At 69.0% G+C, this 22503-nt stretch carries 21 protein-coding genes and 1 tRNA gene; 12 read left to right on the top strand and 10 right to left on the bottom strand.

Going from position 1 to position 22503, the window contains the following annotated elements; translation table 11 throughout:
- Positions 1-6 precede the first annotated feature (6 nt).
- The 4 genes from SYV04_RS25090 to SYV04_RS25075 are packed head-to-tail and all read right to left on the bottom strand — an operon-like array spanning position 7 to position 3654.
- On the bottom strand, positions 7-1611 hold the full coding sequence (locus tag SYV04_RS25090; RefSeq protein WP_321548415.1) for a sensor histidine kinase: 1605 nt from the start codon (positions 1609-1611) through the stop codon (positions 7-9).
- 31 nt (positions 1612-1642) lie between these two features.
- Positions 1643-2293 (bottom strand): hypothetical protein, encoded by a 651-nt coding sequence (locus tag SYV04_RS25085; RefSeq protein WP_321548414.1) that lies wholly within the window; start codon positions 2291-2293, stop codon positions 1643-1645.
- Between the two features lie 17 nt (positions 2294-2310).
- Positions 2311-3030 carry a hypothetical protein gene (locus tag SYV04_RS25080; protein WP_321548413.1) on the bottom strand — a complete coding sequence of 240 codons (720 nt, stop codon included), beginning with the start codon at positions 3028-3030 and terminating at the stop codon, positions 2311-2313.
- Between the two features lie 15 nt (positions 3031-3045).
- Positions 3046-3654: a hypothetical protein gene (locus SYV04_RS25075; protein ID WP_321548412.1), complete on the bottom strand. Its 609-nt coding sequence runs from the start codon at positions 3652-3654 to the stop codon at positions 3046-3048.
- 252 nt (positions 3655-3906) lie between these two features.
- Between SYV04_RS25075 and SYV04_RS25070 the strand changes: the two genes are divergently transcribed.
- The 3 genes from SYV04_RS25070 to SYV04_RS25060 are packed head-to-tail and all read left to right on the top strand — an operon-like array spanning position 3907 to position 5971.
- Positions 3907-4773 carry a DMT family transporter gene (locus SYV04_RS25070; RefSeq protein ID WP_321548411.1) on the top strand — a complete coding sequence of 289 codons (867 nt, stop codon included), beginning with the start codon at positions 3907-3909 and terminating at the stop codon, positions 4771-4773.
- Between the two features lie 59 nt (positions 4774-4832).
- Positions 4833-5390, top strand: a complete 558-nt coding sequence (locus SYV04_RS25065) for a hypothetical protein (RefSeq protein WP_321548410.1) — start codon at positions 4833-4835, stop codon at positions 5388-5390.
- Complete coding sequence (locus tag SYV04_RS25060) at positions 5387-5971, top strand: tRNA-uridine aminocarboxypropyltransferase (RefSeq protein WP_321548409.1); 585 nt, start codon at positions 5387-5389, stop codon at positions 5969-5971. The genes SYV04_RS25065 and SYV04_RS25060 overlap by 4 nt, the downstream gene beginning before the upstream one ends.
- Positions 5972-6004: 33 nt before the next feature.
- Here SYV04_RS25060 and SYV04_RS25055 read toward each other — a convergent pair whose 3' ends face one another.
- From SYV04_RS25055 to SYV04_RS25040, 4 genes are read right to left on the bottom strand one after another with little or no spacing between them, the layout of a single operon-like run.
- Positions 6005-6385: a J domain-containing protein gene (locus SYV04_RS25055; protein ID WP_321548408.1), complete on the bottom strand. Its 381-nt coding sequence runs from the start codon at positions 6383-6385 to the stop codon at positions 6005-6007.
- Positions 6382-8367 carry a DUF6109 family natural product biosynthesis protein gene (locus SYV04_RS25050; protein ID WP_321548407.1) on the bottom strand — a complete coding sequence of 662 codons (1986 nt, stop codon included), beginning with the start codon at positions 8365-8367 and terminating at the stop codon, positions 6382-6384. Before SYV04_RS25050 ends, SYV04_RS25055 begins: the two co-directional genes overlap by 4 nt.
- 3 nt (positions 8368-8370) lie before the next feature.
- The gene (locus SYV04_RS25045) at positions 8371-10044 is read right to left on the bottom strand and encodes an Hsp70 family protein (RefSeq protein ID WP_321548406.1); all 1674 of its coding nucleotides are present in this window, start codon (positions 10042-10044) and stop codon (positions 8371-8373) included.
- Positions 10041-10607 carry a hypothetical protein gene (locus SYV04_RS25040; protein ID WP_321548405.1) on the bottom strand — a complete coding sequence of 189 codons (567 nt, stop codon included), beginning with the start codon at positions 10605-10607 and terminating at the stop codon, positions 10041-10043. The genes SYV04_RS25045 and SYV04_RS25040 overlap by 4 nt, the downstream gene beginning before the upstream one ends.
- A 272-nt stretch (positions 10608-10879) precedes the next feature.
- Between SYV04_RS25040 and SYV04_RS25035 the strand changes: the two genes are divergently transcribed.
- A complete protein-coding gene (locus SYV04_RS25035) occupies positions 10880-12289 on the top strand; it encodes a pilus assembly protein (RefSeq protein WP_321548404.1) in 1410 nt (469 codons plus the stop codon).
- 49 nt (positions 12290-12338) lie between these two features.
- On the opposite strand, the gene SYV04_RS25030 is transcribed toward SYV04_RS25035, so the two are convergent.
- Both SYV04_RS25030 and SYV04_RS25025 read right to left on the bottom strand, forming a co-directional pair.
- Complete coding sequence (locus SYV04_RS25030; protein ID WP_321548403.1) at positions 12339-13748, bottom strand: protein-disulfide reductase DsbD family protein; 1410 nt, start codon at positions 13746-13748, stop codon at positions 12339-12341.
- A 57-nt stretch (positions 13749-13805) separates the two neighbouring features.
- The gene (locus tag SYV04_RS25025) at positions 13806-15557 is read right to left on the bottom strand and encodes an SPFH domain-containing protein (protein ID WP_321548402.1); all 1752 of its coding nucleotides are present in this window, start codon (positions 15555-15557) and stop codon (positions 13806-13808) included.
- Positions 15558-15898: 341 nt separating this feature from the next.
- On the opposite strand from SYV04_RS25025, the gene SYV04_RS25020 reads away from it, so the two are divergent.
- The 8 genes from SYV04_RS25020 to adhP all read left to right on the top strand — a co-directional run bounded on the left by SYV04_RS25020 (position 15899) and on the right by adhP (position 22498).
- Positions 15899-17260 (top strand): IscS subfamily cysteine desulfurase, encoded by a 1362-nt coding sequence (locus SYV04_RS25020; RefSeq protein ID WP_321548401.1) that lies wholly within the window; start codon positions 15899-15901, stop codon positions 17258-17260.
- Positions 17261-17313: 53 nt separating this feature from the next.
- Positions 17314-17721, top strand: coding sequence for a Fe-S cluster assembly scaffold IscU (gene iscU, locus SYV04_RS25015; RefSeq protein ID WP_321548400.1), 408 nt, complete (start codon positions 17314-17316; stop codon positions 17719-17721).
- 38 nt (positions 17722-17759) lie between these two features.
- A complete protein-coding gene (locus tag SYV04_RS25010) occupies positions 17760-18167 on the top strand; it encodes a HesB/IscA family protein (RefSeq protein WP_321548399.1) in 408 nt (135 codons plus the stop codon).
- Between the two features lie 192 nt (positions 18168-18359).
- On the top strand, positions 18360-18890 hold the full coding sequence (hscB, locus tag SYV04_RS25005; protein WP_321548712.1) for a Fe-S protein assembly co-chaperone HscB: 531 nt from the start codon (positions 18360-18362) through the stop codon (positions 18888-18890).
- A complete protein-coding gene (gene hscA, locus SYV04_RS25000; RefSeq protein WP_321548398.1) occupies positions 18887-20734 on the top strand; it encodes a Fe-S protein assembly chaperone HscA in 1848 nt (615 codons plus the stop codon). The genes hscB and hscA overlap by 4 nt, the downstream gene beginning before the upstream one ends.
- A gap of 1 nt (position 20735) precedes the next feature.
- Positions 20736-21113 (top strand): 2Fe-2S iron-sulfur cluster-binding protein, encoded by a 378-nt coding sequence (locus tag SYV04_RS24995; protein ID WP_321548397.1) that lies wholly within the window; start codon positions 20736-20738, stop codon positions 21111-21113.
- 76 nt (positions 21114-21189) lie between these two features.
- Positions 21190-21273 (top strand) — tRNA-Leu (locus SYV04_RS24990).
- Positions 21274-21472: 199 nt separating this feature from the next.
- Positions 21473-22498, top strand: a complete 1026-nt coding sequence (gene adhP / locus SYV04_RS24985; RefSeq protein WP_321548396.1) for an alcohol dehydrogenase AdhP — start codon at positions 21473-21475, stop codon at positions 22496-22498.
- Positions 22499-22503 lie beyond the last annotated feature (5 nt).

Here is a 22503-nt window from a genome sequence, read left to right as displayed (position 1 = left end):
CCGATCTCAGCCTCCCGTCGCCGCGGCCATTACCGTCTGGCCCTTCGGGAGCTCCACGTCGAAGCGCGCCCCGCCCAGTTCCGAGCGCCCCGCGGTGATTCGCCCGCCATGCCGCTCCACGATGCCTCGCGCGATCGCTAGCCCCAACCCTGTCCCCGGCCTCCGTCCCTCGCGCTTTCGCCCCGTGACGAAGGGCTGGAACAGGCGCGGCAGCAACTCGGGTGGAATCCCTGGCCCTGTGTCCTCCACCACCACGCGCACCTGCTCACTCTCCCCCGTACACGTCACTCGCAGCTTCGGAGCCTGTGCCTCCCTCAACGCCAACAGCCCGTTCTCGAAGAGCACCACGAAGATCTGCGAGAGCTGGGCCTGATCCGCCTCCAACTCCAGGCCCTCCCCTTCTGTCTCCTCGAACGTCACCTCCGGTGCCAGCGCGCCCAGTCCCTGTTTCGCCGTGGAGTACGCCAGCGCCACCGTGGCCCGTAGATCCACCCGCCGCAGCTCCAGCGGTCTCGGGCGCCCGTAGCGGAGCAGCTCGTCCACGAAGTGGCCCGCTCGGTCGATCTGCTCTCGCATCGCCGCCAGCAGCTCCGGGTCGGTCCCCTTGCGCTCCAGGAGCTTCAGGTGCGCTCCGAGCACTCCCAGCGGATTGCGCACCTCGTGGGCCACCGCCGACGTGAACTGGCCCAGCTCCGCCAGCCGCGCCGCCTGGTCCGCCCGCGCCTCCTGCTTCACCAGCTCCTCGGCCAGCTCGCTTGCCGCCGCGCGTCCCTTCAACAGCCGTCGGCCCAGCCACTCCTGGAACCCCTGACGCACCGGCTCGAACGCCAGCGCCGCCAGTGCCAGCAGGAAGAACGCTCCCACCCGGTACTCCAGCAGGTACGGCTGCCCGCTGCCCGCCATCAGTGACAGCACCCCGAACAGGAACCCCGCCGACAGCACCGCCGCCAGCGCCGAGTACAACAGGCTGCGCTCCAACAACCGGCGATCGCTCTCCGCCTGAAGCCCGCCGATGACCTGCGAGAGCACCAGCAGCCCGCCCAGCACCAGGTACATGCCGAACGGCAGCGCGTACCCGCCCGAGAGCAGCAGCGCGTTCCCGATACCGCCCGAGTAGGTCAACACCCCGGCGATGCCCACACCTCTCAAGAGTGGCCGCCGCTCGGCCGGCGCCAGCCGGTACGCGCGCACCAGATGCACCAGCGGCACCGTCGCCGCCACCACCGCCAGCACCATCGCCGGCCAGAAGAGGGGGCCCCGGGTCATCCCGAGCGGTCCATAGAGGACGTTGGGCTCCACCACCCCGAGTCCCGTCAGCCCCAGCGCCACGAGGTAGGCGAACACCACCAGCCCATACGAGCGCTGCCCCGTCACGTTGTAGGCCGCGTGGAGGAAGCCCGCGGCGGTGAAGGTCCCTATCGACACGAGACGCTCTCCCAGCCACACCGTGCGAGGCAGGCACAACATGAGCAACGCACCGCTCCACATCGCCACCGTCAGGCAGTAGAGCGCCAAGCCCCGTGCGTCCCGGGCGCGCAGGGTGGCGGTGAAGCACAGCAGCAGTGCCACCGAGAGCACCGGCACGAGGCTATAGGCGAAGAGAGGCCCCATGGCCGGCCACTTTGGCAGAAACCTGAGCCGTTCAGCTCGCCGCCAGCAATCCCTCCGTCACCTCCTCCACGCTGGAGGCCACCGACTGGAGCAGCTCCACCAGCTCCGCGTCCGGCCGACCCGCGAACTTCAGCAGTTGCAGCCGTGAGCCCATCTCCTCCAGTTGCAGCACCACCCGCTCCAGGTCCGCCGCCGTGCGCTCGCGCATCGCGCCCAGCCGCTCCATGTTGCGCAGTCGCGCGTGGACGCTCTGTACCCGGGGGTCCTCCGGCAACAGTCCGCGTTGAGACAGCGCCTCCAGCTGCGCGCTCGCGGCGGTCCGGTTGAACTCGGGCGTGGCCAACAGCGCGTCCATCTCCGCCACACGCGCCTCCATCTTGCCTACCGCGTCCACCAATCCCCGCAGCCGCGCTACCTCGGGGCGGAGCACGTCCGCCGCGAGCCCCTCCACCTGCCCCAGCGCCGCCCTCAGCCGAGCCTGTGCCGCCTGGGCCGGCTGTGACGTGGGCGCATCCTTTATAGGGGACAGCAGAAACGGGGCGAACACCGGCCAGAAGAAGAGGCCCGCCACGAAGGTGACCACCCGTGCGCCCCGCCCCCGTCCTTCCGCGCGGAGCACCAGCGCCACCGCGATGACACCGCCCAACAACAGATAGAGGATGCAGGTCTCGACGACGCCCATGGAAAGCTCCTCCTCGGTTACAGGCGGGGACCGAGCGCCTCGCCCAGGCGGTAGAGCGCCACGGGCGCGATGACGGTGTAGACAGCGCCCCAGCACAGCACCAGCCGCCGCAGGAAGTTGCCCCGGCGCTGGTGGGTGATGGGCAGGTGCTCGGCCAGATCACAGAAGCCGCGATACACCGCCCGGATGCCCAGCAAGCCCACCGCGAAGGGCAGGCACATGCCCGCGAAGAGCGCCGTCCCCGGCGCGTCGAACACCCCCACCACCGTCCCCAGCAACCACGCCGTGTAGAACGGGAGCACGCCCAACAGCAGCACGGACATGGTCGCCTGTGCGCGCAGCGCCTGCGCCGTCACCAGCCGGAACGAGGCGTCCAGCCCCGACAGCTGCGTGTAGAAGTAGAAGGACGGCAGGCAGATGCAGAGCGCCCCGAGGAAGGCCGCGATGAAGGCCAGCGGCATCCACACCACCGGATGGCCCGTCTGGTACCAGCCCAGCGCATGGCTCGGCGCGAACAGCTCCGCGGCCAGCCCCAGCACCACCCCGTGGATGGTGAGCCCCAGCACCGAGAGCGCGAGGAACTTCTGGATGACCTCCGGCAGGCCCGCCTCATCCCGCAGCAGGCGGTGCAGGCGCATCTCTCCGCGCAGGATGAGGTCGAACATGCCCGGCACCGGGCTCGGCGGGGCCTCGGGAGTTGGCAGAACGGGAGAGTCGAGAGTCGGAGCAGCGTCCATGGCAGCCTCCAAGGGTCACGCGTCGAAGCGGAAGAGGGAGAACAGCGTCATCAACTCCGCGCCGATGACGCCCACCAGCGCCAGCCACAGCAGGGCGTAGGCGCGGCTGCGCTCGGGCTCCAGCGCCTTCATGGTCCGCAGGAACACGTCCACCATGCACACGCCCACCCCCGCGAAGACGGTGAGGTTCACCGCCAGCCGCACGAAGCCGTACGGCAGCGCCAGCCCGAAGAACCAGGTGATGGGAACGCTCGCCAGCAGCGCCAGCGAGCCGAAGCTCACCGTGGTGAGCGCCGCCAGCAGCGTCGTGGAGGCGTCCAGCTTCGAGCCCAACGCCGAGTTGAGGATGTAGAGCGCCGGCAGCGCGATGGTCCACGCCAACCCCGCCGCCACCGGCGCCTTGAGCAGTCCGCCCAACATGCCTCCCCAGCCCTCGTGCAGCCGCATCACCAGGCCGTACGCGGCGATGCCCAGCACCGCGTTCGCCAGGAGCACGGGGAAGATGAGCGGGCGCGGACCGGCGGTGAGCCGGCGGTCCCTCCAGCGGGTGGTGAACTCCTCGGGGCGTCTCAGCGCCACGCCGACATCGACGATGGCGGAGCGCAGGTCACGGGTCAGGTTCATCGGGTGTGTCCCTCCTCTGCCCCAACCCTGGAGCACCCTCCGTGCCATCGTTCTTCGCGCCTCTTCTCGCGGGGTTGGCACGGGCGCTGTCACCGGCGTTGACGGTCACTGACGACGCCCTTGGCGCCTGCCCGCCCTCCCACCGACAGAGAGGCGACACCCTGCCCCCAAGGGCATCCCCGTTCACATCTCCCCGCGCTGATCTACGCTGCGCGCCTCCGGGGCGGAGTGCCCCGGCCTTCAGGAGTTCACGTGCGGTACTTCGCCATGGTCGCGGCTGGAGCCACCCTTTGGGGCTGCTGGCCGCTCTTCCTTCGGCAAGCGGGACTCACGGGCGCGCAGAACGCCCTGCTCGCCCTGCTCATCATGTCTCTGCCCGCGCCCTTCCTGCTTCGGCGCGAGGCCCTGCGGGATCGCCGCGCCCTGATAGCACTCGTGGCCATGGGGGTGGCCGACGCCATCAACGTGGCCCTCTTCTTCGCGGCCGTGAGGCGGGGCCCCGTCGCCGTGGCCGTCCTCACCCACTACCTCGCGCCCCTGCTGGTGGCCCTGGCCGCGCCGTGGGTCATGCGGGAGCGGCGCTCGATGCGAGCCCTGCTCGGCACTCCCCTCACCCTGATCGGCCTGGGACTGCTCATCTGGAAGCCCGGAGAGGACTTCTCCGGGTGGACGGCGGCGCTCGGTGGCGCGAGCGCCATCTTCTTCGCCATCACCGTCTTCGGCGCCAAGGAGGCCGCGCGCGTCTGGTCTCCCCTGGGCGTCACCTCGGTTCACGCCGCCATCGCCGTCGCCACGCTGCTGCTCTTCTTCGGCCGCAGCGCTCTGCCGCCGCTCGAATTGCCCGTGCTCTGGGTCGTCGCCGGTGGCGTGCTGTCCGGCCTGATCGGCAACATCCTCTTCAACTCCGGCCTGCGACGAATCCCCACCGCCGCCGCCAGCGCGCTCACCTACCTGGAGCCACTCACCGCCTCCCTCGTCGGCTGGGTATTCTTCAGCGAGGCGCTCGGCTCATGGGGCCTGCTCGGAGGCGCCCTCGTGCTCGGCGTCGGTGTCTGGGTCGCCGCGGAATCTCGCGTCCCAGAAGATTCCCCTCTAGCCCCAATTTCCAGTACTTCTTGAATAACTCATGTATCATGATTAAATCGCTATTCAAGGAGCCCCTCTCTCCGCCCCGCCGTATGGAACCCTCTGTCGACAGCCGCGACTACCGCGTCATCTTCTTCTGCCCGGCCTCGCATGCGCGCGCGGAGCGCCTCGAGTCCCCGGTGCGTCGACTGCTCAGTCGCATCCAGGCGCCTCCCGCGGAGCTCACCCCGCTGGAGGAGGCAGGGCCCTTGAGCCAGGCGGGGTGGAAGATCTTCATGGTGCGCTCGCTCTCGGAGCGCTCGGCCGCGCACGCCCTGGCCGCGTACGTGAGCGAGGCCACCTGCTCGCTGGCGGCGGAGCTGAACGCCGAGGTGCTCGGGCTCTACGTGGATGTGACGGGGGACTCGGCGCGCATCTGCCGGTGCGGCCCAGAGGATGGGCCAGAGACGTTCGCCGGCCGCCGCCAGGTGGCGCTGAGCCGCACCGCCGAGTGGCTCGAGGTGACTCCGGGCAGCCTCGCGGCCCTCTTCCAGCTCGACACGCAAGAGGACTACGAGCCGGATGCGGATGATCGCTTCGTCGAGGAGAAGCTGCGCGAGGCCCGGACGTTGATGGAGCAGTACCGGCGCCAGAACAAGCTCGGCACATGAGGTCTCGCACCCCGGAGGACCTCGCCGGCCGCTGTCCGCGGTGCTACCTCCCCACGCGCTTGTGCTTGTGCGCGGAGGTGCCCCGCATCGACACGCGCACTGAGTTCCTCGTCATCCGCCATAACAAGGAGAAGGAGAAGTCCACCAACACGGCTCGCATGGCCGCGCTCGCCCTATCTCGCTGCCAGGTGCTCACGTATGGCGCTCCGGGCGAGCGGTTCGATGCCTCGGTGCTGGAGCAGCCCGACACCTGGCTGTTGTTCCCAGGTGCTCCGGCCCCGGCGCCGGATGCGTCACTGCCGAAGCGGCTGGTGGTGCTCGATGGGAACTGGGGGCAGGCCCGCCGCATGGTCCAGCGCGTGCCTGCCTTACGAAGGTTGCCAGGGCTCACACTGCCTCCACCAGCCCCCGACACACGCCGGCTGCGCCGCCCGCCCCACCCCGAGGGCATGTCGACGTTGGAGGCCATGGCCGGCGCGCTGGCATTCCTCGAGGGCGAGGAGAAAGCCCAGCAGCTCTACGCGCTGCACGAGCTGATGATCGACAGAGTCCTCGAAAGTCGAGGGCGGCTCGGCACGTAGGCACCACGGAAGCGAGCTGACAGCGCGAGCTTCTCAGTGCCGTGGCTCCGCGCCGCAGACTCGCAGCGCCTCCTCCCACCCCATCCGGGAGCACCGCTCCACGAACCGCGCCAGGACCTCCTGCCCGGCTCGCTCAGCCGACGCCACTTGGGCGGCCTTCACGAGCAATGCGTCGAAGCGCTCGCGCGCCTCGGAGGCCAGCTTCTTCACGTCCACGGGGCTGGCAAGGTACGCCGCCGCCAGCCCTCCCGGGCGAGTCAGCGCCTCATAAGCCCCACGCACCCGCTGGAACTCCTTTGGATCCTGGTGGGGTGGGTGCCGAGCCAACGCGGCGAAGTAGGCGCGCTTGACGAGCGACAGATCCAGCGTGGGCGTCATGCTCAATACGGCGAAAGGCTCGTCGGGCAGCGTCATCCTGGGCCTCCTTCTCCCTCACCCTTGGGAGCCTTCTTCCGAGTCGTGCGTCGGCGCGAGGAGGCGCGGGCCATAGGGTCCTTCGTGTCAGCCTTCTTCTTCCCGGAGGCCCCGCGCTTGCGCAACCGAACCTGATGCCCACGAGCCAGCTCCTGTGCCTGTTTCATCGCCCCGGAGAGCACGGAGGGAGCCTGCTCCTCCAGGGCCCGCAGGAAGGCCTCCAACACCTTGTGGCTGTACTTGCAGGGGGTGCCCATCTGCTCGGAGGCCACGGCCGCCTCCGCCAGCGCCTGCACGTTGTTCGCGCGTCGCTCCAGCCACAGAGCCAGGACACGCTTCGCGAGCGCCCCGTGCTCGAACACCTCCAGCGTGCGCAGCACCTCGAGATGCCCCGTGTCCCCGGGACGCGCCGCCAGATACCGCTCGACGGCCTCCCACATCTCGGTATCCGAAGCGGCCTGGCGCACCGCCTCCTCCAGGAACTCCGCCCGGTAGGACAGCACCCGGGGAGCAAAGCGGCGCCAGATGCGCAGGCCCTCTGGAGAGAGCCGCATGAGCGTATGAACCTCCTCCAGTGCCCCTTCCACATCCATCAACACGCGCGCCACGTCATCCAGGTCTCGCGCGCCGTGCAGCACCTGCTCCAGCCCCCGTCCCCCTTTCTTGGAGCGGCTGCGGTCCAGCAGGATGGAGATGGCCTCGCTCAACTCGCGTCGCAGCGCTTCGTCAGCCTCCTCCCAGCACGCCTCCACCCAGGACTCCACCAGGCTCACCGCGCAGGTGGAGGCCACACATTCGATCAGCTCCGCACGGTCCGAGGGCGACGCCCCCCTCAGCCAAGCCAACAGGGCGGACGCCTGCGTCGCGAGCAGCTGGCGCAAGCCCTCCTGGAGCCACTTGGGCGCGCTGTACGCCTCGGGCTCCTGCTGGCACCAGGACAGGAAGGCCCGCCCCCAGAGCGTCGCGTCCGGGCCAAGGGCCAGCAGCGTCTCATAGAGGCGAAGCGCTCGGGGAAGGGCCGCCTCCGAGAACCGAACCCCGGACACCGCCTGAACCACCCAGGGCCGGGCCTCCGGGAAGAGTGCCGCCGCCTGGGCCAGGGCACACCATGCCTCTGCCTCCTCCGTGTGACAGAGGCCTGCCTCGCGCAGGCGCGTGGTCACCACCCGTAGCGCCTGGAGCGTCGGAGTCTCCAGCGCCTGGACGGCCCCCCCCTCACGCACTGCCCGGGCCAGCAGCAAGGACGGCTCCCGCAGCACCGCTCCGCCCTTGCCCGCCGCCGCCCGAAGCCACAGCTCTCGCGCCGCCAGTTGCCCCGCCAGTTCCCACACCGCCGAAACCACATCGGCCGGCGCCTCCCGTGCCCAAGTCTCGGCACGGCCGGCGAAAACAGGGAAGGGCTCGAGCGCGCACAGGACGAGGAGCGCACCTTCCACCTCCGCCACGGAGCGGGGAGGCGGCGGGGAGGCGTGCTGACGCGAGGGCTCGACACCGAGGCGCGGATCCACGGGAGGCAAGCAAGCGAGGGCGGGCGCCAACGCCTCGGAGGAGGGAGCGCCCTGAGCGGAGAGCCAGGAGTCCACCGCCCCGGCCAGCACGGGCGCGTGCGCTCGCGCCACGCCAGAGAGAGGTTGCCACAGCCGCTGGGCACGGGCCCACTCCCGAGCCCGAGCCGCCGCCCACATCAACGGCCAGAACGTGGCCCGAGCCTCCCCTGCCTCCACGCCTCGCTCCACCAGGCCCGGTTCGGCTTCCGCCCGCGCGGCCAGGGTGCTGAGCGTGCCCCAGGCCCCCCGATGGTGCTGCTCGTGGACCCCCTTCCGAAAGAGGGCAGCACCGCGAGGGAGCACTTCTTCCCGCAGCGGCGTGGGCAACCGGAGCAACACCGGCAACGCGCTGTCCAGATCTCCCCGCCCCAGGTGCTTCCGGGCATCCTCCAACCACCTGCGGTGCTGAAGCTCTTCGCTCTTGGGCCTCGCCATGGCTCAGGGCTCCCGATGTTCGGCCTCGTACTCGAGGAAGAAGTCCAGCAGCGCCTCCTCGGCTCGCTCGCGAGAAGCGCCCTCCGCCGCCGTGTACTGGTCGAGCAGTCGCTCCAGTTCGACGCGTAGCGTGGGTGGCAGGCGCGCCGCCAAAGCCCGCGCCTTGCGTTCCACGGCGCTCTGGGCCGCCAGACTCTGGGTGGCCTTGCCCGCATCCGCTAGCGCGAGGGCGACTGTCTTGGCGTTCTTCGTGCCGGGCTGGCTGACCGAGACCTTCACCACCCCATTGAGATCGTAGGCGAACTCCATCCGGACCGGAGAGTTCTCCGGCCGAGGATCGAGCGGGAAGTCGAAGGCCCCTACCCGCGTGTTCTCCGAGGCCCGGTGCGATTCGCCCTGAAACACCTCGACCTCGATGAGCTTCTGCTCGGGCACCAGGGTGTAGAACTCCTCCACCTTCACGGCCGGAAGCACCGTGTTCCGGCGCAGGACGGGCGCGAAGGTGTCTGGCTCGGCGCGCAGCACATCGTCCTGGCCGAGCGCCCGCACCCCCAGGGTGTGAGAGGCCACGTCCACCAGGATGCGCTCCACGGGCTCACCCGAGAGCAGGCCCGCCTGGATGGCCGCGCCCAGCCCCACCGCCAGATCCGGATCCACCTCCTCGTGGATGTCCGCTCCGAACGCCTCCTCGAGGAGCTCGCGCACCTTGGGAATGCGCGTCGAGCCGCCTACCAGGCACACCCGCGAGAGGGACTGCCCCTCGAGCCGCGCGTCCGCCAGCGCCTGACGGGCCAGGGCCACGGTGGACTCGAGCAGCGGCTCGATGAGCTCCTCGAAGGTGCGCCTGCGCACTTCCATCTCGAGGTGAACGGGCTTGCCCTGGGCCTGGGTGAGGAACTCCTCGCGCACATGCACCGCGATATCCGACGAGAGGCGGATCTTCGTCTCCTCTGCCAGGCGGCGCAGACGCGCCATGGCCCGGAGGTCCTCGCGCGGATCTACGGCCTGGGTGCGCTTGAGCTCATCGAGGAAGAGCTGCATCAGCTTTTCATCGAAGTCGTCGCCGCCCAGGTGGGTGTTGCCCGTGGTGGCGCGCACCTCACGCACCCCGTGGAAGACCTCGAGCACCGAGACGTCGAACGTGCCGCCTCCCAGATCGTAGACGAGGAGGATCTCGGACTCCCCCCCGCTCACGGACTCCGGCTCGAGCAGCCGGTCATAGACAAGCGAAGCGCTGGTGGGCTCGTTGAGCAACCGCAGCACGTGGAGCCCCGCGCGCTCGCCGGCCTCCAGGGTCGCGCGACGCTGGGCGTCATCGAAATAGGCGGGCACGGTGATGACTACCTCCCGCACGGGGCCGCCCGTGGCCTTCTCCGCTCCGCGCTTGAGCGCCGAGAGGATGTCGGCGGAGACCTGCTCGGGAGTCAGCTCACGCCCAGTGAGGGCGTAGCGGTGCGCGGTTCCCATCTTGCGCTTCACCGAGCGAATGCACCGCTCGGGCAGTTGCAGTTCGAGGTTGCGCGCCTCGCGCCCCACCACGACACGCTCGTCCGTGTAGAGCACCACCGAAGGGACGATGGGGCTGCCGTCGATGGGGATCGCCACCGGGCGCCCGTCGACGAGATGGGCGATGACCGAGTTGGTGGTGCCCAGGTCAATGCCGAATGCATGGCTCATGGCAGCTTCCTCACGGTGATGGCCTCGCCCTCACGAACGAGGTATTCGCCTCGAAGGACGGCCGCGCGCACGACGCGGGCGATGGCGCCCTCGGGGAGACTGTCGTGGGGCTGAGTGCCCACGACACGGAACAGACGCCCGTCGGGCGGATGCCCCAGCGGGACCAGGCGCGTCAGCCCTGACTGCCCCAGGAACCGCTCGAGCCGAGCCGCCACCCCTGTCAGCCCCGGCGCGAGAGCCGGGTCCGCGACCTGGGCCGCCTCGTCGAGCAGATCCAGCGCATCCAACACCGCGTCCCAGCGAAGGCTGGAATCCGGCGCTCCCCCCGTCGCGGCGCTCTTCCAGGAAGAGAGCGAGTTCCTCACCTCGGCGAATCCGCCTTCCAGCTTCCGGTCCAGATCCTCGACCTGGAGCGTCAAACGGGCCTGCGCACGCGAAGACTTCTGGACGGCCTCCAGCAGCGTCATGGCCCAGGGGGGAGGAACCTCCGGAGGGAGTGCTTCCCCAGGAAGGCTGGGCGCCTGGGGGCGCGCCGCGAAGAGGCGGCGAAACCAGATGAACATGGCCCGTCCCTACCACACACGCCACGCGCATGTAACCTGGTAAGTAGGGTGCGGTTCATCCTACCTGACACTGAAGGTCCATGAAGAGCCTCCAAACTTTGCGGGGTGCAAAACTTGCGAGGCGCAGCCCGTTGCGCGCCCCGCCCTCCATCTCTGTGTTTTCGCTGACTTGGTAGCGCGTCGGAGATGGGGCGTCCCTTGCAGAGCGCACGGGCAAGCGAGGAGGGCCCGGGCCTCCTCGCCCTACCGCGCCGCATCCAAGGAGAAGCCCCATGAAGCGCTGGAGTCCCTTCACCCCTCGCCTCTGTCTCGGCCTCATGCTGATCGGTACCGCGGGCGCTGCCTCCGCGCAGACCGTAGCGCCCCCCAACATCCACTTCCTGATCGACACCTCCGGCTCGATGCGGGAGCTGCCCCAAGTCACCGGCGGCAACCACGTGGAGTTCTTCGACACCACCACGGGAGGATGCTTCAACCCACGGCTGGACGCGGACCAGGTCAGCCGCGGCTGGAACTCGCAGACGGCCTACCCCGTCCCGGACCTGGGCACGGGACTGGGCTCGGACACGGGCTTCCCCAACCTGTTCCAGGACAGCAAGTTCTACGGGTACATGTACTGGGGTGAGAGCACCGACCCCACCCCGCAGTGGACCTCGAAGGAGCAGGCCTGCGAGGCGCAGGTACCCAACTGGTCCAGCACCGGGGCCGCTGACTACACCCAGTGCCTCAGCTGCCTGCACATCAAGGGCTACTACAAGGTGCCGGGTGCCCAGGGGACCAATAGCGGCAACATGGCCAACCCCAACTTCATCTTCTGGGGCCGCTATCTCAACTTCAACCCACCCAAGTACGTCACCGTCAAGGCGGCGATCAAGAAGGCCATCAAGGACTTGAGCGGCATGCGCGCCGGGTTCAGCTACTTCGCCAACTCCACACTCGGCACGCAGATGGGGCAGTCGCAGAACCCGTCGTGCTTGCAGATCCGCGCCGACTCATCCGCCTTCGACAACAACCGCGCCAGCTACATCAACTCCATCAACGGGCTGTCCTTCACCACCGGGACGCCGCTGGGCCGCTCGCTGCTCAACGTAGGCTTCTACTTCACCTCGGGCGACGACGTGTACCGCGACAACTTTGGCTTCGGGACGGCCTACAGCTACCCGAGCGGGTTCCGCAACACCCTGCTCACCTCGCAGGGGCGCAGCTGGTGCTGGGGCTGCCAGCACTCCGCCATCATCCTCATCTCAGACGGCGAGCCCACCTCGGACAGCCTCCCGGCCACCATCGTCAGCCAGTTGCGCATCCTCAATGGCGGCCCCGTGTACTGCTCGGACTCGAAGCCCTGCGGGCCCTACAACATGCGCGACAAGGGCAACAGCCCCAGCAGCTACATCGATGACAACCCCAACTACTATCTGGACGATGTGGCCAAGCTGCTGGCCAACCAGGATCTGCAGCAAGCCACGCCCGCCGTGATTGGGGACTTCGATACCTCCGGCTCTCAGAGCCTGAGGATCCACACCATCGGCTACGGCATCCAGAGCAACCTGCTCGAGAACACAGCCCAGGTGGGCGGCGGCCTCTCCTTCACCGCCTCCGATGCCAGCAGCCTCGAGGCCGCGTTGACGGAGATCCTCAACGACGTGCAGACGCAAGCCGCGACCTGCACCCTCACGCCGTAACGAAACAGCACGCGGGACCGGCGCACATCCCTGACGGCGGTGTGCGCCCCTAGCGAACCTTCTTGAGCTCCACGGTGAACGGCTGCGGCTCCAGGAAGCCGGTGACGCGCGGATCCTTGAGCATCTCTCCAGTGGACGAGATGAAGGCCACCGTGGGCAGGCCCTCCACGCCGAAGCGCTCCATCACCACGTCGAGCGCATCCTCGCTGTTCGTCGCGTCGATCTTGATGTTCAGGAAGCGGCCCGACTCGCCAATGACCTCAGGCGACGGGTACGTCTCGCGGTCCAGCTCCTTGCAGGCCGCGCACCACTCCGCGAAGAAGTCGATCATCACCGGCCGGCCCTCGGCCCGAGCGCTGGCGAGCACCTTCTCGAACTCCTCGGCCGAGAACGTGGCCTGCTTCGCCGGCATGACGTGGTGCCACGTGAAGGTGGGCGCCTTGGGCGGCTCGGCCCAGCCGAGCTTCACCCAGAGCTGGCCCGTGGCGCCCGCGTCCAGCACGCCGCCGCGCACCACCAGCGCGAACACCACCAGCGCCACGCCCAGCGCCTTGAAGGCGAACTGTCGCGGGCCCTCCTTGAAGGACAGGTGGACCGCGCCCACGAGCACGCCCACCACGGCGAGCACCGAGGCGATGAGCGCTCCCGGCACGCTGCCCAGCTGCGAGGCCACGCCCTTCACCGTCTCACGCGCCCAGGGAAACGCGTCCTTCAGGTACGAGAAGGCCAGCGCCACCAGGATGATGCCCAGCACGCTCTTGACCCACTCCATCCACACGCCGCCTCGCGGCAGCCGCACGGTGAACACGCCAATGAGGAAGAACGGCACGCCGATGCCCAGCGCGTAGATGAAGAGCAGTCCCGCCCCCAGCCCCGTGTTCGCCGTCTTCGCCACGAAGGCCAGCAGGCCCGTGAGTACCGGCCCCGTGCAGGGCGCCGCCAGGAAGCCCGAGACGCTGCCCATGAGGAACGCGCCCGCCAGGCCCGCGCCGCCCACCGAGGTCAGCCGCTGCTGCATGCTGGCGGGCAGCGCCAGCTCGAACGCCCCGAACATCGAGGTGGCCAGCACCAGCAGGAACACCGCAAGCCCCGTCACCACCCCCGGGTGCCCCAACATCGCCCCGAACGCCTGCCCCGTCTTCGCCGCCAGCACCCCGAGCGCGCTGAAGACCACACCCATACCGACGATGTACGAAGAGGTGAGCATGAGCGCCTTGCCCCGCCCCTCCGCCTTCCGGGCTCCGAAGACGGAGACCGTGATGGGGATGAGCGGGTAGACGCACGGCGTCATCGCCGTGAGCAGGCCGCCGGCGAACACCACCGCGGCGCCCACGGCGAGGCTGCCAGACTCCAGGAACCGGGCCGCGTCCAAGCCGGCGCTAGGGCCGGTGGGTAGGAGCCAGGGAACGACCGCCACGGCAAGGCCGCACACCGCGGCGAGAATCCCGACCTTCTTCACGGCTTCTTCCTCCTGTTGCCACCCCGCTCCCTTTATATACGCCCGACCGGGCGCCGGTTACTGGGGCTGCTGAGCGGGGTTGGGGATCTTCAGGCCCGCAGAACGCGCGAGCCCCATCACCCCTTCCACAGCCGCTGCGATGTATCCGAACGGGTTGGCCCCATCCACCGCCGTGACGTGAACCTCGCCCATCTTCTGTTGGAAGGCGGCGGCCACCTGGGGCAACTGCTGCGCCAGCGTCATTTGGATGACCTCCGGGCTCAGCGTGTTCTCGATGGCGCGCATCTCCTTGGCGCGGCCCAGCTCCAGCTCCTGCGCCACGCGCTCCTTCTTCACCTCCAGCTCGGCGATGGCCAGCTCCGCCTCGGCGATGGCCCGGCGCGCCTGGGCCACCTGCACCTGGGCCTTGATGCGCTCCACCTCCTGCATCGTCGCCTCGAGCTGCGCCTCGTGCCGCGCCGAGGCCGCCTCCTGCTCGTGGCGGATGCGGTCCAGCTCGGCCTCCGCCCGGGCCCCCGCCATGGCGCGCTCGTGGGCGATCTGCGCCTCGGCCACCGCTCGCTCGTGGGCCAGGCGGGCGTCCGCCAGGCGCGCCTCTCCGGCGAGCTGCTCCAGCTTGCCCTTCTCCTCGGCCTCCAGTTTGCGCTGGCGCAGCTCCAGGTCCGCGTTGAGCTTGTTGAGCGCCAGCTCGCGCTCGGCCGCCGCCTGGGCCTGCTTGAGCGTGCGATCCTGCGCCAGCTTGGACTCCGCCACACGCGCCTCGGTGGCCAGTTGCTCCAGTCGGGCCGCCTCATCCGCCTGCTGCTTGCGCTGGCGGACCTCAGCCTCCGCGTTCAGCTTGGCCAGCGTCACCTCGCGCTCGGTGGCCGCCTCCCCCTGCTTCAGCGTGCGCTCCTGCGCCAGCCGTGCCCCGGAGACGCGCTCCTCACTGGCCAGTTCCTCCAGCCGCGCCTGCTCCTCCGTCTCCTGCCGCTTGTGGCGCACCTCCTCGTCGGCCGCCAGCTTCGTCAGGGCGATGGCACGCTCGGCCTCCGCCTCCTCGCGCCGCAGGAAGCGCTCCTTGGCCAGCTCCGCCTCACGAGCCTGCCGCTCCTGCTCCCGGCGGTAGCGCGCCTGCATGTTCTCGAAGACGGTGGAGGAGAGCACCCGCACGTCCTGGATCTCGATGGTGTCGAGGACGACGCCCCACCCCGAGTCCGTCTTGTCATCCAGCCGGCCTCGGCCCGACACCACCGGCGCGATTTCGCGCATCAGCTCCTCGGCGATGCCCTCCTTGCGCCGGGTGAGGCACTCCTCCACCGAGAGGTTGGCCACCAGCCGCCGCGCGGCGCCCACGAACATCTCCCGCAGCAGTTCCTGCAGCTTCTCGCTGGCCCGCTCGGGGAACGAGAAGTTCAGCATCCGGAACGCCACCAGCGGATCGACGATCCGGTACACCGCCAGGCCCGTCACCTGCACGCCGACCTTCTCGCTCGTCACCTGGTCGGCGGTGAACTGCAGCCGCTGCACGCTGGTGGGGACAATGGCCACCGCGTCGCCCGGCAGCTTGAAGCAGCTGGCGCCCTGGCCGGACACCTCGCGCACCCGCCCGCGTCGCATGTGGATCAGGAACTCGCTGGGCCGCGCGGTGATCAGGCCCCACTTCTTCATCTTCTCGGGGTCCTCCTCGGGCTTGCCCGCCCGCCAGCCCGCGTCGTAGCGCTGCCCGCTCGCCCCCCCGTCCACCTTCACCAGTTGCACGCGCGTGTCGGTGCCATTTCCCGCGGGGGTGGTGCCATTCATCCGGATCTGCTTCTCGTTGGCGCTCATGCGTTCGCCCTCCGGGAGAAACGCAGTGCAGAGAAGCGGCCAAGTCTCGCTTTACGTGTTTCCAGGCACTTACTGGAAACGGGCGCGCCATTCCGGAGCGAGCGCTCCGGAACGGGGCAGGCGGACTGCCCCAAGTCAGCGCGCCGCCGAGGGGGAAGGCCCCGCTTTGGCGCGGGATGGGGCTGTCCCCTCCTTATGTTCCCTTGACCGGAAGGCACCTGTTTTTATATTTGACCGTCCTGGTCCACATTGGTGGGTAGATGTACGACCTACTACGTGCGGCTTGGGCCCCCGGTGTCGGGAAAGCAATGCGCCGGGTCCTCCGGGAAGGTTCTGACGAGATGAAGCTGCCGATCTACATGGACAACCACGCCACCACCCCGCTGGACCCGCGGGTGCTGGAGGCGATGCTGCCGTACCTGCGCGAGGACTTCGGCAATGCCGCCTCGCGCAACCACGCCTTTGGCTGGAAGGCCGAGGCGGCGGTGGAGAAGGCCCGCAAGCAGGTGGCGGAGCTCATCGGCGCGTCCGACAAGGAGATCGTCTTCACCTCGGGTGCCACCGAGTCGGACAACCTCGCCATCAAGGGCGTCATCGAGTTCTACAAGGCCAAGGGTGACCACATCATCACCCTGAAGACCGAGCACAAGGCGGTGCTGGACACCTGCAAGCGCCTGGAGCGCGTGCGCCAGGAGCGGCTGGACGAGCTGAAGATGCTCCGCCTGTCGCAGCTGGCCGAGCGGGACGTGGCCCCCGAGGACGTGCCGGAGCTGGCCGCGAAGTACCGGATTGAAGAGGACGCCCAGTACCAGAAGTGGGCCGCGCTCCCCACGGGCGGCGCGCGCGTCACCTACCTGGACGTGGAGAAGGACGGCCAGGTGAGCCTGGAGAAGCTGGCCGCCGCCATGACCGACAAGACGGTGCTGGTGTCGGTGATGTTCGCCAACAACGAGATTGGCACCGTGCAGCCCATCGCGGAGATCGGCAAGCTGTGCCGCCAGCGCGGCGTGCTGTTCCACTGCGACGCGGTGCAGGGCCTGGGCAAGCTCCCGTTCAACGTGGACGAGATGAGTGTGGACCTGGTCTCCATCACCTCTCACAAGATGTACGGCCCCAAGGGCGTGGGCGCGCTGTACGTGCGCCGCAAGCCGCGCGTGCGCATCGCCCCGCTGATGGACGGCGGCGGACATGAGCGCGGCATGCGCTCGGGCACGCTGAACGTGGCGGCCATCGTTGGCTTCGGCAAGGCGGCCGAGCTGGCCCGCGAGGAGATGGCCGAGGAGTCAGCCCGCATCTTCCGCCTGCGCGAGAAGCTGCGCACCGGCCTGATGAACCAGCTGGACATGGTCATCGTGAACGGCTCCCTGGAGCACAGGCTGCCAGGCAACCTCAACGTCTCCTTCTCGTACGTCGAGGGAGAGGCGCTGATGATGGCCATCAAGGACGTGGCCGTCTCTTCCGGCTCCGCGTGTACCTCGGCCTCGCTCGAGCCCTCGTACGTCTTGCGAGCGTGCGGCGTCGAGGAGGACATGGCGCACAGCTCCATCCGCTTCGGCATCGGAAGGTTCAATACCGAGGAAGAGGTGGACTACGTCATCCGCCTCATGGTGGAGAAGGTCCGCAAGCTCCGGGACATGAGCCCGCTCTACGAAATGGCGAAGGAAGGCATCGACCTGAAGAGCATCGAGTGGACGGCGCACTAGCAGCCCGGTTGCCGGCACCCCAGGTCGGTTCAAAGATTTGGTAAGGAGTCCCCATGGCTTACAGCGACAAGGTCATTGAGCACTACGAGAACCCCCGCAATGTCGGGACGTTGGACAAAAACGACCCGAACGTGGGCACCGGCCTGGTGGGCGCGCCCGCCTGCGGCGACGTGATGCGGCTGCAGCTGCGCATCACCGACGAGGGCATCATCGAGGACGCCAAGTTCAAGACGTTCGGCTGCGGCTCGGCCATCGCCTCCAGCTCGCTCGTCACCGAGTGGGTGAAGGGCAAGACGGTCGACCAGGCGATGACCCTGTCGAACAAGGACGTGGCGCGCGAGCTGTCGCTGCCTCCGGTGAAGATCCACTGCTCGGTGCTGGCCGAGGACGCCATCAAGGCCGCCATCGAGGACTTCAAGAAGAAGCGCGAGGCGCGCTCGGTCAAGCCGACCGCGTCCTGAGTCGAAGCGTGGAAGCAGAGGCCAGGAGAGGTGCCGTGATGAGCGAGCAGACGACGAGCCCACAGACCCAGCTGCCCCAGGCGGCGTCTGCCCCCTTGCCTACCGGTAAGCCGGCGGGCAAGGGCGTTCTCCTGCACGATAGCGCCGTGAGCCGTCTGCGCGCCCTGCTGGAGCAGCGGCAGACGCCGGAGGCCGGGCTGCGCATCGCCGTGAAGGGCGGTGGGTGCTCGGGCCTGCAGTACGCCATGGAGTGGGCGGAGAAGCCGCGCGAGCGCGACAAGATCTTCGAGCGCGAGGGCGTGCGCGTCTTCGTCGACCCCAAGAGCTACCTGTACCTCATGGGCACCGAGCTGGTGTTCGAGGAGGGGCTGATGGCCTCGGGCTTCAAGCTCCAGAATCCGAACGTGAAGACCGCCTGCGGCTGCGGGGAGAGCTTCACCGTCTGAGGTGAGCAAGGCCCCCGAGAGCGCGTGGTACGTGAATTTCTGGGGGCTCGGCGGGTAGCCGAGCCCTTTTCATTTTTGCCCGAGGAGTCCACCGTGAAGTGTTGGAACTGTGAGAAGGAGACGGGCGGGCGCCCCTTCTGTCCCAGCTGTGGGAAGATCGCCGCGCGAGAGCCGGGGGCCACGCTGTTCGACGTGTTCGAGCTGCCGTCGACCTACGACATCGACATCCCCGGCATGGAGAAGCGCTTCCGCGACCTGTCGCTCAAGCTCCACCCGGACCGCTTCGCCCAGGCGGACGCCAAGGAGCGGCGCCTGTCGCTGGAGCAGACCACCTCCCTCAACGAGGCCTACAAGACGCTCAAGGATCCGTCGCGCCGGGCCTTCTACCTGCTGAAGCTGCACGGGGTGGATCTGGACCGCGAGGACGCGGGCGCGCAGAAGGACATGCCCGCCGAGTTCCTCGAAGAGGTGATCGAGCTGCGCGAGGAGCTGGAAGGGGCCATGGCGTCCCGAGACCTGACGCGGGCCCAGGCCATGGCGGTGGACGTGACGGCGCGCCAGCGCGAGGCGCTCACCGAGGCCGCCGAGGCCCTGCGCGCCCTGCAGGACACCTCGGATGACACCGCGCTGGTGAAAAAGGCATCGCACGCCCTGGGACGGGTGCGCTACTTCACGCGCTTCCTCGAGCAGGTAGAGGAGTTCGAGGAGGAGGTGGTCACGTGAGCAAGAACGGCTATCTGCAGATCCACGATCCGCTCAAGCCCAAGGGGTACGCGGTCGGCATCGATCTGGGCACGACGAACTCGCTGGTGGCCTCGGTCATCCAGGGCAAGCCCCAGTGCCTGGCGGCGGACGACGACGACGCCATGCTGCTGCCCTCGGTGGTGCATTACGCCCAGGACGGAGGCGTGGTGGTGGGCGCGCGCGCCCGGAAGCTGGCCTCGGAGCACCCCACCGACACCATCAGCTCCGTGAAGCGCTTCATGGGCCGCAGCCCGGAGGACGCCGAGACGAAGAAGCTGGGCCACTACAAGTTCTCGGAAGGGCCCGGCCGGGTGGTGCGCTTCGCGGTGTCGGGCGGCCAGCCCGTCACCCCCATCGAGGTGTCGGGAGAGATTCTGCGGGCGCTCAAGCGCCGCGCCGAGTCCCACTTCGCGGGCAAGGTGGAGCAGGCCGTCATCACCGTGCCGGCGTACTTCGACGACGCCCAGCGCCAGGCCACCAAGGACGCGGGCCGGCTGGCGGGGCTGGAGGTGCTGCGGCTGCTCAACGAGCCCACCGCCGCGGCGCTGGCCTACGGCCTGGACAAGGGCAGCCAGGGCACCTTCGCGGTGTATGACCTCGGAGGCGGCACCTTCGACGTCTCCATCCTCAAGCTGGTGGAGGGCATCTTCGAGGTGAAGTCCACCGGCGGCGACTCGGCGCTGGGCGGCGACGACTTCGACCGCGCCATCGCCCAGCGGGTGCTCCAGGCCATGGGCCAGAGCGTCCCCTCCCCTTCCCTGGTGGCCGAGGTGCTCGCCGCCTCCCGCCGGGCCAAGGAGGCCCTCACCGACGCGCCCGAGGTGGAGCTCACGGTGGGCGACCACCGCCAGGTCCTCCGGCGCGAGGACTTCGAGGGCTGGATCCAGCCGCTCGTGCAGAAGACGGGCCTCGTGTGCCGGCGCGCGCTCAAGGACGCGGGGGTGGCGGCTGCGGAGCTGGACGGAGTGATCCTCGTGGGCGGCGCCACGCGCGTGCCCGCCGTGCGCCGCTATGTGGCGGAGCTGTTCGGCCGGGAGCCCCTGGGCGACATTGATCCGGACCAGGTGGTGGCGCTGGGCGCGGCCGTGCAGGCGGACCTGCTCACCAACGTGAACCGCCAGGACGAGGTGCTGCTGCTGGACGTCATCCCCCTGTCCTTGGGCCTGGAGACGATGGGCGGAATCGTGGAGAAGCTGATTCAGCGCAACTCCACCATCCCCACCGCCGCGGCCCAGGTCTTCACCACCTTCAAGGACGGGCAGACGGGGTTGGACGTACACGTGCTCCAGGGCGAGCGCGAGCTGGTGGAGGACTGCCGCAGCCTGTCGCGCTTCCGGCTCTCCGGCATTCCGCCCATGCCCGCGGGCATGGGCCGGGTGGAGGTGCGCTTCCAGGTGGACGCCGACGGCATCCTCTCGGTCACCGCCAAGGAGCAGAGCACCGGCGTCGCCCAGACCATCACCGTCAAGCCGAGCCACGGCCTGACGGACGAGGAGATCGAGCAGATGCTGCTCGACTCCATCGACCACGCGGAGGACGACATCCAGGCCCGCCAGGTGCGCGAGCAGCGGGTGGAGGCCGAACGGGTGCTGATGGACGCCACGAAGCAGCTCGGGGAGCACGGCGCCCTGCTCCAGGACGGGGAGCGGGCAACCATCGAGGCGGCCATGGACAAGGTCCGCGAGCTGGCGAAGGGGCAGGACGCCCACGCCCTCAAGGAGGCCATCCACGCGCTGGATGAGGTGTCCCGACCCTTCGTGGAGCGGGTGATGAACCAGGCGATCCGCCAGGTGGTCGCCGGCCACTCGGTGGAGGAGTACTGACGTGCCGAAGGTCCACTTCAAGAGCCCGCTGGACGACGCCTCGGTGGAGGTGAAGCCGGGCACCACCCTGCTGGAGGCCGCCGAGCAGTGCGGCGCCCACGTGGGACATAGCTGTGGCGGGGTGTGCGGGTGCTCCACCTGCCATGTGTGGATTCGCAGGGGGCTGGATTCACTCTCCGAGCAGTCGGACGCGGAGATGGACCGCCTGGACATGGGCTTCGACGTGCGGCCCTACTCCCGGCTCAGCTGCCAGACAGAGGTAGGCCCGGAGGACATCCAGGTGGAGATCACCGAGGAGTCCCTGACGGCCTATATGGACGAAAACCCCGTCCTCCGGCGCCAGTTGGAGGCCGAGGGGAAATGGCCGCTGAAGAAGTGATGTTGTAGTGGTCGGTTGTGCTTGACGGGGGCGCGGCGGTTCCCTATATGTCCGCCCCCACAGCGGCACCCCACCTGCCCAGGTGGTGGAATTGGTAGACACACTAGATTCAGGGTCTAGCGCCTGCAAGGGCATGGAGGTTCGAGTCCTCTCCTGGGCACTGAAGAAGGGCCCCGGCCAAAAGCCGGGGCCCTTTTTCTTTTTCCGCCTCCCGCGTGCAGCTTCTGCGGTGTGCGCACGCGCGGTGCAGATTCTGCGGCCCCTGCTGGCGGTGTTCCCGGTCGCGCCCAGGGCCCACGTCCCTGGCGCGGTGATTGCTTTGGTGTCCCCCTGGAACCTGAACGAAGGGGGTCCCCGCCATGCAACGCACCATGAAGGCCGCGGTCGTCCGGAGCTTTGGCCAGCCGCTCTCGATTGAAGAGGTCCCCACCCCCACCCCGGGCCCGGGACAGGTCCTGGTGCGAATCATCGCCAGCGGCGTCTGCCACACCGACCTGCACGCGGCGCAGGGGGACTGGCCGGTCAAGCCGAAGCTCCCCTTCATCCCCGGGCACGAGGGCACGGGCTACGTGGCGGCCCTGGGCCCCGGCGTCACCTCGCTCAAGGAGGGGGACCGCGTCGGCATCCCCTGGCTCCACAGCGCCTGCGGGGCGTGCGAGCACTGCATCACCGGCTGGGAGACGCTCTGCGGCTCGCAGCAGAACACCGGCTACTCGGTCAACGGAGGCTTCGCCCAGTACGCGCTCGCGCAGGCCTCCCACGTGGGGCACATCCCCGACGCCGTGAGCTTCGCCGACGCCGCGCCCATCCTCTGTGCGGGCGTCACCACCTACAAGGGCCTGAAGGAGACCGAGGTCCGCCCCGGGCAGTGGGTCGTCATCTCCGGCATCGGCGGCCTGGGGCACATGGCGGTGCAGTACGCCAAGGCCATGGGCATGCGGGTGGCCGCCGTCGATATCGGCGAGGAGAAGCTCGCCCTGGCCCGCTCGCTCGGCGCGGAGATCGCCGTGGATGCGCGCCAGAACGCGGCCGGTGAGCTTCAACGACTCGTAGGCGGCGCCCATGGCGTGCTGGTGACGGCCGTGTCGCCCGAGGCCTTCCGCCAGTCCATCGGGATGCTACGCCCGCACGGCACCTGCGCTCTGGTGGGGCTGCCTCCGGGCGACTTCGCCACCCCCATCTTCGAGGTAGTCCTCAAGCGCCTCACCATCCGCGGCTCGATCGTGGGCACCCGCATGGACCTGCAGGAGTCCCTCGAGCTCGCGGCGGGAGGCCGGGTGAAGCCGACGGTCGAGAGCCAGCCGCTGGAGGCCATCAACGACGTGTTCCAGCGCATGCGCAAGGGCGCCATCAACGGCCGGATCGTCCTGTCGATCGGCGACTGAGGCCG

Source organism: Hyalangium ruber (assembly GCF_034259325.1).
Lineage (GTDB): Bacteria > Myxococcota > Myxococcia > Myxococcales > Myxococcaceae > Hyalangium_A > Hyalangium_A rubrum.
This window is presented reverse-complemented; position numbering and strand designations above follow the sequence as displayed.

Bases quoted from the DNA above. Each gene is read 5' to 3' on its own strand.
- SYV04_RS25045 (WP_321548406.1), bottom strand. From the start codon at position 10,044: ATGAGCCATGCATTCGGCATTGACCTGGGCACCACCAACTCGGTCATC.
- SYV04_RS25020 (WP_321548401.1), top strand. From the start codon at position 15,899: ATGAAGCTGCCGATCTACATGGACAACCACGCCACCACCCCGCTGGAC.
- adhP (WP_321548396.1), top strand. From the start codon at position 21,473: ATGCAACGCACCATGAAGGCCGCGGTCGTCCGGAGCTTTGGCCAGCCG.
- SYV04_RS25075 (WP_321548412.1), bottom strand. From the start codon at position 3,654: ATGAACCTGACCCGTGACCTGCGCTCCGCCATCGTCGATGTCGGCGTG.
- SYV04_RS25060 (WP_321548409.1), top strand. From the start codon at position 5,387: ATGAGGTCTCGCACCCCGGAGGACCTCGCCGGCCGCTGTCCGCGGTGC.
- SYV04_RS25040 (WP_321548405.1), bottom strand. From the start codon at position 10,607: ATGTTCATCTGGTTTCGCCGCCTCTTCGCGGCGCGCCCCCAGGCGCCC.
- iscU (WP_321548400.1), top strand. From the start codon at position 17,314: ATGGCTTACAGCGACAAGGTCATTGAGCACTACGAGAACCCCCGCAAT.
- SYV04_RS25050 (WP_321548407.1), bottom strand. From the start codon at position 8,367: ATGGCGAGGCCCAAGAGCGAAGAGCTTCAGCACCGCAGGTGGTTGGAG.
- SYV04_RS25010 (WP_321548399.1), top strand. From the start codon at position 17,760: ATGAGCGAGCAGACGACGAGCCCACAGACCCAGCTGCCCCAGGCGGCG.
- SYV04_RS25025 (WP_321548402.1), bottom strand. From the start codon at position 15,557: ATGAGCGCCAACGAGAAGCAGATCCGGATGAATGGCACCACCCCCGCG.
- SYV04_RS25090 (WP_321548415.1), bottom strand. From the start codon at position 1,611: ATGGGGCCTCTCTTCGCCTATAGCCTCGTGCCGGTGCTCTCGGTGGCA.
- SYV04_RS25080 (WP_321548413.1), bottom strand. From the start codon at position 3,030: ATGGACGCTGCTCCGACTCTCGACTCTCCCGTTCTGCCAACTCCCGAG.
- SYV04_RS25035 (WP_321548404.1), top strand. From the start codon at position 10,880: ATGAAGCGCTGGAGTCCCTTCACCCCTCGCCTCTGTCTCGGCCTCATG.
- SYV04_RS25065 (WP_321548410.1), top strand. From the start codon at position 4,833: ATGGAACCCTCTGTCGACAGCCGCGACTACCGCGTCATCTTCTTCTGC.
- SYV04_RS25055 (WP_321548408.1), bottom strand. From the start codon at position 6,385: ATGACGCTGCCCGACGAGCCTTTCGCCGTATTGAGCATGACGCCCACG.
- SYV04_RS25085 (WP_321548414.1), bottom strand. From the start codon at position 2,293: ATGGGCGTCGTCGAGACCTGCATCCTCTATCTGTTGTTGGGCGGTGTC.